The 8,882-nt window shown below is 62.6% G+C and carries 10 protein-coding genes; 5 read left to right on the forward strand and 5 right to left on the reverse strand.

Going from position 1 to position 8,882, the window contains the following annotated elements; all coding sequences use genetic code 11:
- Positions 1-455 precede the first annotated feature (455 nt).
- Together HFO99_RS33075 and HFO99_RS33080 are read right to left on the reverse strand one after the other, a co-directional pair.
- Positions 456-1,301: a metallophosphoesterase gene (locus HFO99_RS33075; protein WP_222365730.1), complete on the reverse strand. Its 846-nt coding sequence runs from the start codon at positions 1,299-1,301 to the stop codon at positions 456-458.
- 139 nt (positions 1,302-1,440) lie between these two features.
- Positions 1,441-2,043 (reverse strand): superoxide dismutase, encoded by a 603-nt coding sequence (locus tag HFO99_RS33080; protein ID WP_113547066.1) that lies wholly within the window; start codon positions 2,041-2,043, stop codon positions 1,441-1,443.
- A gap of 225 nt (positions 2,044-2,268) precedes the next feature.
- On the opposite strand from HFO99_RS33080, the gene HFO99_RS33085 reads away from it, so the two are divergent.
- The 3 genes from HFO99_RS33085 to HFO99_RS33095 all read left to right on the forward strand — a co-directional run bounded on the left by HFO99_RS33085 (position 2,269) and on the right by HFO99_RS33095 (position 4,244).
- Positions 2,269-2,595: a hypothetical protein gene (locus HFO99_RS33085; RefSeq protein WP_222365731.1), complete on the forward strand. Its 327-nt coding sequence runs from the start codon at positions 2,269-2,271 to the stop codon at positions 2,593-2,595.
- Between the two features lie 106 nt (positions 2,596-2,701).
- Entirely contained in the window at positions 2,702-3,355 is a 654-nt protein-coding gene (locus HFO99_RS33090) for a class I SAM-dependent methyltransferase (RefSeq protein ID WP_222332762.1), read from the forward strand.
- Between the two features lie 157 nt (positions 3,356-3,512).
- Positions 3,513-4,244: a sulfite exporter TauE/SafE family protein gene (locus tag HFO99_RS33095; RefSeq protein ID WP_222365732.1), complete on the forward strand. Its 732-nt coding sequence runs from the start codon at positions 3,513-3,515 to the stop codon at positions 4,242-4,244.
- A gap of 70 nt (positions 4,245-4,314) precedes the next feature.
- Here HFO99_RS33095 and HFO99_RS33100 read toward each other — a convergent pair whose 3' ends face one another.
- Entirely contained in the window at positions 4,315-4,659 is a 345-nt protein-coding gene (locus HFO99_RS33100; RefSeq protein ID WP_222332760.1) for a nuclear transport factor 2 family protein, read from the reverse strand.
- Positions 4,660-5,083: 424 nt separating this feature from the next.
- On the opposite strand from HFO99_RS33100, the gene HFO99_RS33105 reads away from it, so the two are divergent.
- Entirely contained in the window at positions 5,084-6,319 is a 1,236-nt protein-coding gene (locus HFO99_RS33105) for a multidrug efflux MFS transporter (protein WP_222365733.1), read from the forward strand.
- Here HFO99_RS33105 and HFO99_RS33110 read toward each other — a convergent pair.
- Complete coding sequence (locus HFO99_RS33110; RefSeq protein ID WP_222365734.1) at positions 6,316-6,930, reverse strand: TetR/AcrR family transcriptional regulator; 615 nt, start codon at positions 6,928-6,930, stop codon at positions 6,316-6,318. The two genes, HFO99_RS33105 and HFO99_RS33110, sit on opposite strands and share 4 nt — an antisense overlap.
- A 115-nt stretch (positions 6,931-7,045) precedes the next feature.
- Between HFO99_RS33110 and gstA the strand changes: the two genes are divergently transcribed.
- On the forward strand, positions 7,046-7,729 hold the full coding sequence (gene gstA / locus HFO99_RS33115) for a glutathione transferase GstA (RefSeq protein WP_222365735.1): 684 nt from the start codon (positions 7,046-7,048) through the stop codon (positions 7,727-7,729).
- A 40-nt stretch (positions 7,730-7,769) separates the two neighbouring features.
- Here gstA and nadE read toward each other — a convergent pair whose 3' ends face one another.
- Positions 7,770-8,603 carry an ammonia-dependent NAD(+) synthetase gene (gene nadE, locus HFO99_RS33120; protein WP_222365736.1) on the reverse strand — a complete coding sequence of 278 codons (834 nt, stop codon included), beginning with the start codon at positions 8,601-8,603 and terminating at the stop codon, positions 7,770-7,772.
- Positions 8,604-8,882 lie beyond the last annotated feature (279 nt).

Raw genomic sequence — 8,882 nt, forward strand, 5'->3', positions numbered from 1 at the left:
CCCAAGGTTCCTGCAACCACACGGGCCAGATGAAGAGCCGGTTGCGATCCTGCTCCCCACAGTCCCAAACGACTGAGAAGGTGACGATCCGACAACCAGCTTCCGGGCGGGCGGCCACCCGCCCGGAAGCGCTAGTATCCTACATTTTTGTCATCCAAGAAGGTGCCCGTAGGGCGGATGAGGGGGCCGGCGAAGCCGGTCTTTCCAACAGCGCCATGCGGATTTCGACCGCAGGACGCGGGAGAACGGCGTTACCGTCGGCGTGGCGGAATAGGTTTAACGTGAAGGATGTGCCGTGTGGCCCCCTCATCCGCCTGCCGGCACCTTCTCCCCGCTGGGGAGAAGAGGATATGGGGTGACCTCTCCGTTCCTCGCGCCTCTTGCAAGGCACGTCCCCTCTCCCGCAAGTGGGGCTTCGTAGGACAAGCCCGACATGACCGGCCGCCTGTCGCAACCTAAAAAGCCAGCGTGCGGCTCACCTCCCGGCCGAAGCCGCGGATTTCGATGCTGGAGGCATGGACCTCGACGATCGCGAAGGCGTTTTCCGTCTCGGTGTCGACCACGCCCTTGAAATTGACGAAGTGACACGCGCCGGCCAAGCCGTAGTTGCCGAGGTGGTCGTGACCGTTGAGATAGGCGACGACATTGGCTTGCGAGGCGAGCAGCGCGACGATGCGCTCGCTGTCCCACATGCCGTGCTCGCTGGGCGGATGCACCGGATAGTGATTCATGACGATCACCTTGTCGCCGGCCTCGGCCGCTTTTGCGATTTCACCGCCGAGCCAGGCGAATTGTTCGTCGCTCAGCGCTGCATTCCAGCGATGGGCGTTCCTGGCACCCTTGGCCTGCAGCTCCGCCAGCATCTCAGCGGCAAGCGCACGATGAGGATGGCCTTCGGGCGGCGCGAAGATGCTGACCTCGTTGCCGTCAAGTACGATAAAGCGCCAGCCGTAGCGGGAAAAGCTGTAATAGGGCGACGGCATGCCGAGGCGCGCGGCGACTTCGGACAAGTGTCCTGCAGAGACCGAGAAATCGTGATTGCCGAGCAGGAAGAGCGCCTCGTGCCTGAGCTTCTCATAGACCGGCAGGATATCGTCGAAGCTTGAAAAGCTCCGGTCGATGACATCGCCGAGCGTCATCACGAAGCTCAATTCCCAGCCGTTGAAGACCTCGATCGCCGCGGCGACCTTGGCGAGGCTGTTGGCGTAATAGCGGTCCATCGCCAAGTGGGGTGCGATGGCCGCATATTGCGGGTCGGCGATGATGCCGAAGCGGAACAGGGGAGAAACAGAAGAAGACATGGGGCGTGACTAAGAGCGGCCGATGACAGGCATGTGACAGCCTCGCGTGAAAACAAAACACCCGGCGCTTTGGGGGCGCCGGGTGTCAAATTCAAACAGGCTGACGCCATTGCCGCCATGGCGGCGAGTCTGGTACCGCTTACTTCGTGGCTGCTTCGTAGCGTTCCAGGACGTAGTCCCAGTTGATCAGGCTGTCGACGAAGGCCTCGAGGTACTTCGGGCGGGCGTTGCGATAGTCGATGTAGTAGGAGTGTTCCCAGACGTCGACGCCGAGGATCGGGGTGGCGCCGTGAACGAGCGGGTTTTCGCCGTTCGGGGTCTTGGAGATTTCGAGCTTGCCGTTCTTGACGGAAACCCAGGCCCAGCCGGAGCCGAACTGGGTGGCGCCGGCATTGGCGAAGTCGGCCTTGAACTTGTCGTAGCCGCCGAGATCGGACGTAAAGGCCGCTTCGAGCTTGCCCGGCAGCTTGTTGCCGCCGCCGCCCTTCTTCATCCACTTCCAGAAATGGATGTGGTTGTAGTGCTGGGCCGCGTTGTTGAAGAGGCCGGCATTGGTGCCGAAGGACTTCTTGACGACGTCTTCGAGCGAGAGGTCCGAAAGACCGGCTTCGGCGGCGAGCTTGTTGCCGTTGTCGACATAGGCCTTGTGGTGCTTGTCGTGGTGGAACTCCAGCGTTTCCTTCGACATGAAGGGAGCAAGCGCTTCGTAGTCATAGGGAAGTTCAGGCAATTCGAAAGCCATGTCAGATCTCCTCTTGGCAATAGATTGCGTCTCGGCAGGTGAGGCGGAACATAGGAGGGCAAAGGGGGAGAGGCAACCGGCGAATTATCAAAAAACGACCGGCCGGAGGAAAATTTGCCTCAGTTGCAGGGTTGGAGTCGCGCGTAGAAATCGCCTGGGCAAATCAATGGGAATACCGGCCCCGAAAACCACTTTGCCTGTTATGGAGATCAACGGAGACCCGATATGAACAGGAATATAATCCAGCCTCTCACTGCCGCCGCGCTGCTTTGCCTGGCGGGTGCGACGCATGCCTCCTCCGATGACGCCTGGAAGCAGCTCGCCGCCGACATCGAGGCCAACTGCAAGAAGGCAGCGGTCGCGATCGAAAAGCCCAGCGCTACCGTTGATCCCTTCGGCAGCTCGCATTACGGGCTTGCCCTGGTGACAGGCAAGCCGAAGGGCGCCACGGGGCTGATTGCCCAGATCTGCGTCTACGACAAGCAAAAGAAAACCGTCGAGATCGGCAGCGAGCTGGACGCGAAGACGCTTGGTCTCATGCCGGCAAAATAGGCCGCTGTGGTTACTCACCATGCTGGTTTGTGCCTTGCGTCACATTTTTGGGGAACCGAAGCCTACGCTCAGGAGTTGAAAGCCTGGGCTTTAGGGAGGTGCCGGCATGTCAGAGCTTCGCAGCAGGGCGGAAGATCAGCAAAAAATCTATCAGCGCTGGGCACCGGTCTATGACCGGGTCTATCGCGGCATCCTGCGCGATGGTCACCGCAAGCTTGCAGCCCTCGCCGCTGCGGCCGGCACCGACATCCTGGAGATCGGCGTCGGCACCGGCCTGACGCTCGGCCACTACCCGCGCCGCTGCCGGGTGACCGGCATCGACATTTCCGAACACATGATCGCGCGGGCGCGCGAAAAGGCGAAACGTGAGAAGCTGCAACATGTGCAGGCGCTGGAGGTGATGGATGCGCATGCGCTCACCTTTGCCGACCGGTCTTTCGATGCGGTCTGCCTGCCCTTCGTTATCACACTCATTCCCGAACCCGAACGGGCGCTGGACGAATGCGCCAGGGTGCTGAGGCCGGGCGGCGAGATCATCCTCGCCAGCAAGCTTGGCGACGGCGCCGGTCTGCAGGGCGCGATCGAGACGGCGGTGGCGCCGCTGGTGCGTCACATCGGCTGGTCCTCCGCCTTCCGCATTCACCGCATCGTCGCCTGGGCCGAGCGCCGCGGTGATTTTGCCGCTGCCGATATCCTGCCGGTCTTTCCGAACGGCTTCTTCAAGATCATCCGGCTGAAGCAGCGCGGACTTGCCGGCTGAGACCGGAAATTTTTTCCCCGCGTCGCGGGTTCTGCCGCATAATTCCTTGAACCGGAATCGATTTAAGGAATTATTCGGCAATTCAACGTGTTACAGCGTCCTTTGCGCGTCTGAAGACGTGCGGCGCTGTAATGCTACCGTTCGTCTGAGGGACTGCATGACATCGGATTTCTTCGTCTTCATCGTCGTGGGTTTCTGCGCGCAGATCATCGACGGCGCGCTCGGCATGGCCTTCGGCGTGCTGTCGACGACGAGTCTTCTCGCCTTCGGGGTGCCGGCAGCCAATGCCAGCGCCATGACGCATGTGGCGGAAGTGTTCACCACCGCCGCCTCGGGCATCTCGCATGCCTATCATCGCAACGTCGACTGGCGCCTGGTGGCGCGGCTCGCACCGGCCGGCATGATCGGCGGCGCGATCGGGGCCTATCTGCTTGCCAATATCGACGGCAAGGCGATCGAGCCCTTCGTGTCGGCCTATCTGATCGCGATCGGGCTGGTGATCCTCTACAAGGCCTTTCGGCCGCCGCCTAAGCGGGACGTTCGCGACTGGATGGTGCCGCCGGTCGGGCTTTGCGGCGGCGTGCTGGATGCAATCGGCGGCGGCGGCTGGGGGCCGATCGTCACCAGTTCACTCGTCAGCCGCGGCCACGACCTGAAGCGGGTGATCGGCTCGACCAATTTCACCGAATTCGCCGTGACGCTGACGATTTCCCTGACCTTCATCCTGACGCTCGGCTGGTCGGAACTCGATTCGGCGATCGGCCTGATCATCGGCGGCGTCATTGCCGCCCCCTTCGGCGCGATCCTCGTGAAACGGCTGCCGGTGCAGCCGCTGATGGTGGCGGTGTCAATGATCATCATCGGCACTTCGGCAATGCGGCTCCTGTAAAGACCGCCTCGCTAGCGCATAGTGCTACAGCGTCCTTTGCGCGTCTGAAAAGACGCGCGGCGCTGCAGGGTTACAGATTCCGGCCGAAATAAACATCCACGGAGGCGATCTTGTCGCCGCGGAAGCGAAGGCTCTCGATGTTGCGGAAGCTGCCGCCATCGCGTTTTTCGGCACGGTAGCGGACGACCGCCTCGTCGCCGTCGATCGCCAGGAATTCGATGTAAAAGCCGCGGAAGACCGGCTCCTTCGGCCAGCAGCGCTCGAAATAAGTCGCGCGGTCGATGTGGTCATCGCGCGGACTGGAGAAGGTGAAATCCTCCGTCAACATGGCGCCGACGATATCCTTGCGGTCGTCGAGATAGGCGGCGTAGAGATGACGGACGGTCTGTTCTCGGGATGTGCGCATGTCGCTCATGGCAATGTCCTTGGATTAACCGATTGCATGATGCAATCGGTCCTGTTCTAGCACTTTTGCCGGAGAGGGTCCAGATTTCGGCTCTCATTTCCAAAGACAGGTCAGCGATGCAAAAGCGCCATCTTGAAGGATGGGCCATAGGGCGGTTATACCAGCGCGTGCCCGCCCTGGAACGGCGAGCGCATGCACCGCTACGGCCTATGCGCTCGACCTCGAAAAGCTCGATCTTCAGGACAGTTTCATCCGCGCCGATCTCCTCGCCGCGGCAAAGGGCACATTATTTCAGCAGGCGCGGCGGAACCCGCGCTTGCCGCATATTTCCTCAAATCTGAACCGATTTAAGGAAAAATTTCAAAGTGTTACAGCGTCCTTTGCGCGCCTTAAAAGACGCGCGGCGCTGTAGATCAATGCCGAGGCCGAGAGAATGACCGATACGCAATTGGACGCCGCCAGCGCCAGGCCGGGCTCGATCTACTGGAAGCGCAATCTTACCATCTCGCTGATCGGCTCCTTCACGACGATCGTGGCGATGACGCTGCTGCTTCCCTTCCTGCCGCTTTACGTCGAGGAACTCGGCGTCAGCGACCACGCTGACATCGTGCAATGGTCGGGCATCGCCTATGGCGCCACCTTCTTCGCCGCGGCTCTCGTCGCGCCGCTCTGGGGCCGGCTCGGCGATATTTACGGCCGCAAGCTGATGCTGGTGCGCGCCAGCCTCGGCATGACGGTGGCGATCTCGCTGATGGGCATGGCCGGCAATGTCTGGCAGCTGGTGGCGCTGCGCCTCTTCGTCGGGCTTGCCGGCGGTTATGCCTCCGGCTCGATGGTGCTGGTGGCGACGCAGACGCCGAAGGATCGCTCGGCCTGGGCGCTCGGCGTGCTCTCCTCCGGCATCATGGCCGGCAATCTCGTCGGGCCGCTGATCGGCGGGGCGTTGCCGCCGATCATCGGCATCCGCGGCACGTTCCTCGCCGCCGGCGGCATGATCTTCCTCGCCTTCCTCGCCACGGCCTTCCTGATCAAGGAGGAGAAATCGCCGGCCCGCAAAATGGCGGCCAAGGCCAGCGGCGGATGGAAATCCATTGCCGACAAGCGGCCGGTCATCGCCATGCTGGCGACCGGTATGCTCTTGATGTTTGCCAATATGTCGATCGAGCCGATCATCACTGTCTATGTCGCGCAGCTCGTGCCCGTCGAATCCCAGGTGACGATGATATCGGGCGTCGTCATGTCGGCGGCCGCGCTCGGCAGCATTCTGTCGGCATCATGGCTCGGCAAGCTCGCCGACAGGGTCGGCCATTGGCCGGTGATTGCAGGCGCGCTCGCCGTCGCCGGGCTGCTGCTGATCCCGCAGGCCTTCGTCACCAGCGCCTGGCAGCTGATCATCCTGCGCTTCCTTATGGGCGTGGCACTCGGCGGGCTGTTGCCCTGCATCGCCGCAGTCATCCGCCACAGCGTGCCTGATAGTGCGGCCGGCAGCATTCTCGGGCTTTCCATCTCGTCGCAATATGTCGGCCAGGTGGCCGGCCCTATCCTTGGCGGTTTTGTCGGCGGGCATATCGGCATGCGGGCAGTGTTCCTCGGCACCTCCGTGCTGCTTCTCGCCGGTGCGGCCTATGCCTGGATCGTGCGGCCGAGGGATCGGGAGACATCCGGCTAAAGGGCGCTCCCGCAGATCAGCTCGACGCCCGACCGGGCAATCGCTTCCAGCGTCTCGCGGCTGTCACCGGCGCGGGCGCGAACGGCGAGCGAATGCATGACTGCGGAGGCAAGCCTTGCAAGCATCTGCGGATCGGCGCCCTCGGCAAGCTCACCGCGTTCCACGGCAAGGCGCATGCGCTTTTCGATCTCGTCGTCGAAATCGTTGAGGCTGCGGCCGAGCACCTCGCGGACGCGCTCATGCTCGACGGCTTCGGCGCTCGCCGTGCCGACCAGGAGACAGCCGCGGGCGGCGGTTTCGCCGTGCAGATAGATCGCCAGCGCACCGGCATAGACGCGGGCGATATTGTCGCGAAGCGGCAGTGACGGGTCGAGCGCTTCCGCGAGCGCATCCATGCCGTCTTGCCGATAGCCCTCCAGCGTATCGAGATAAAGAGCCTCCTTGTCGCCGAAGGCGCCATAGAGGCTCGGGCGGTTGAGGTTGGTGGCAGCGCTCAGATTGTCGAGGGAGGCGGCGGCAAAGCCCTTATCCCAGAAGACATCCCGCGCCTTGCCGAGCGCCGCCTTGGCGTCGAAGGCCCTCGGGCGGCCGCGCTTCTTCTGGTCTTTCATATTTGTACCGTTTCGCATTAAATTCTTGACGAGAGTCATTTTATGCGAAACAGTACAGATGTTCAACACTGTCGGCCGGCGGCATCGACCGCCTCCACAAGGAGAGGAAACCGCAATGAAACTTTATATGCACGCAGCCGCCTGCTCGCTTTCGCCGCACATCATCTGCCGAGAGCTCGGCCTCGATATCGAGCTCGTCCGGGTCGACCGTCAGACCCACAGGACGAGCACCGGCGAGGATTATCTCGCGATCAACGGCAACGGCTATGTGCCGGCGCTGATGCTCGACGACGGCAAGGTGCTGACCGAGGGGCCGGCGATCGTGCAGTTCCTCGCCGACAGCGTGCCCGAAGGGGCAGCCCTTTTGCCTGAGGTCGGCAACATCCGCCGCAACGAGGTGCAATCCTATCTCAACTTCATCACCGCCGAGCTGCACAAGCCAATGGTGCTGCTCTTCAATCCGATTTATTCCAGCGTTCATGGGGAGGTCCGCGCGCTGATATCGAAGCGGCTCACCTGGCTGAACGGCCGCCTTGCCGGACCTTATCTCACCGGCGAGACCTTCACGGTGGCGGATGCCTATCTCTTCGTCTGCCTGAACTGGTCGCCCTGGACCGAGATCGATCTCAAGCAATGGCCGGCGCTGCACGGCTTCATGGCGCGTGTTGCGGCACGGCCGAAGGTGCGCGAGGCGCTGCAGGCCGAAGAGCTCGAAGCCTTCGATGCCGGCGGCGTCTATTTTGCGCCGCATGCCTATCTCGCTTCGTCAGGACGGACGGGCGAGCCGGTCAGGCCATAAACCCGGTCGCGCCCGCACACATCCCGCGCTTGGGCGACCGTCAGAGGGCGCTGACAGCCACCGGCAAGGCGCGCTTGTGGGCGGTCGCACGATAGGCGGCGAGGATGCGGCGGCGGGCGATCTCGCCGACCGGCTTGCCTTCGAGGAAATCGTCGATCTCGTCATAGCTGACGCCATAGGCCTCCTCGTCGGGGCGCAGCGGCCGCTGGTCCTCGAGATCGGCTGTGGGCACCTTGAACACCAGCTCGTCCGGGGCGCCGAGCCGCTTTGCCAGCAGGCGGACGCGGCGCTTGTTAAGGCCGGCGAGCGGCAGGATGTCGGCCGCGCCATCGCCGAACTTAGTGAAGAAACCCATGACTGCCTCGGCCGCATGATCGGTGCCGATCACGAGGCTGCCAAGCGCCCCGGCCAGGGCGAACTGGGCAATCATGCGCTGACGCGCCTTGATATTGCCGAGGATGAAATCCTGGCGGCCGGCATCGGCAAAAGCGAGGCCGCCGTTTAGCGCAGCGGCAAGCATCGCATCCGCCGGCGCCTTGATGTTGACCACCATCGAACGGTCGGCGCCGATCGTTTCCAGCGCCCTCACCGCATCGGCCTCGTCCGCCTGGACAGCATAGGGAAGGCGTACGGCGATGAATTCGGCCGCATGGCCGCTTTCCCGCAGCTCGCGCACCGCCTTCTGCGCCAGCAGCGCTGCCGTCAGCGAATCGACGCCTCCGCTGATGCCGAGGACGTAGCCGCGCATGCCCGAGGCGACGAGATAATCCTTGAGGAAAGCAGTTCGCCGTTCGATCTCCCGCTCAGGGTCGATATCGGCGGCGACACCCAGTTCGCGGATGATCACGCCTTGTTCGTCGAACAGCACAGTCATGAGCCTCTTCCTCCCCGCTTACGGAATTTCGGTATCACTATGGCGAAAAGATGGGGGAGGACGAAACCGTTTTGGGCAAACCTGCCATGCATTTTATGCAAGTGGGCGTTGGGGGTTTGGGAATGAACTGCCTGACCTCACAGCAATAAAGCTGCCCCTCACCCTAACCCTCTCCCCGTAAACGGGGCGAGGGGACGTGCCCTGCGAGAGCGAGGTGGAAGCGGAGAGGGCGCGGCATGTCCCTTCGCCCCGTTTACGGGGAGCAACCATGTTTCAATT

The organism is Rhizobium leguminosarum (assembly GCF_019798305.1).
In the GTDB taxonomy this organism is placed as follows: domain Bacteria; phylum Pseudomonadota; class Alphaproteobacteria; order Rhizobiales; family Rhizobiaceae; genus Rhizobium; species Rhizobium leguminosarum_U.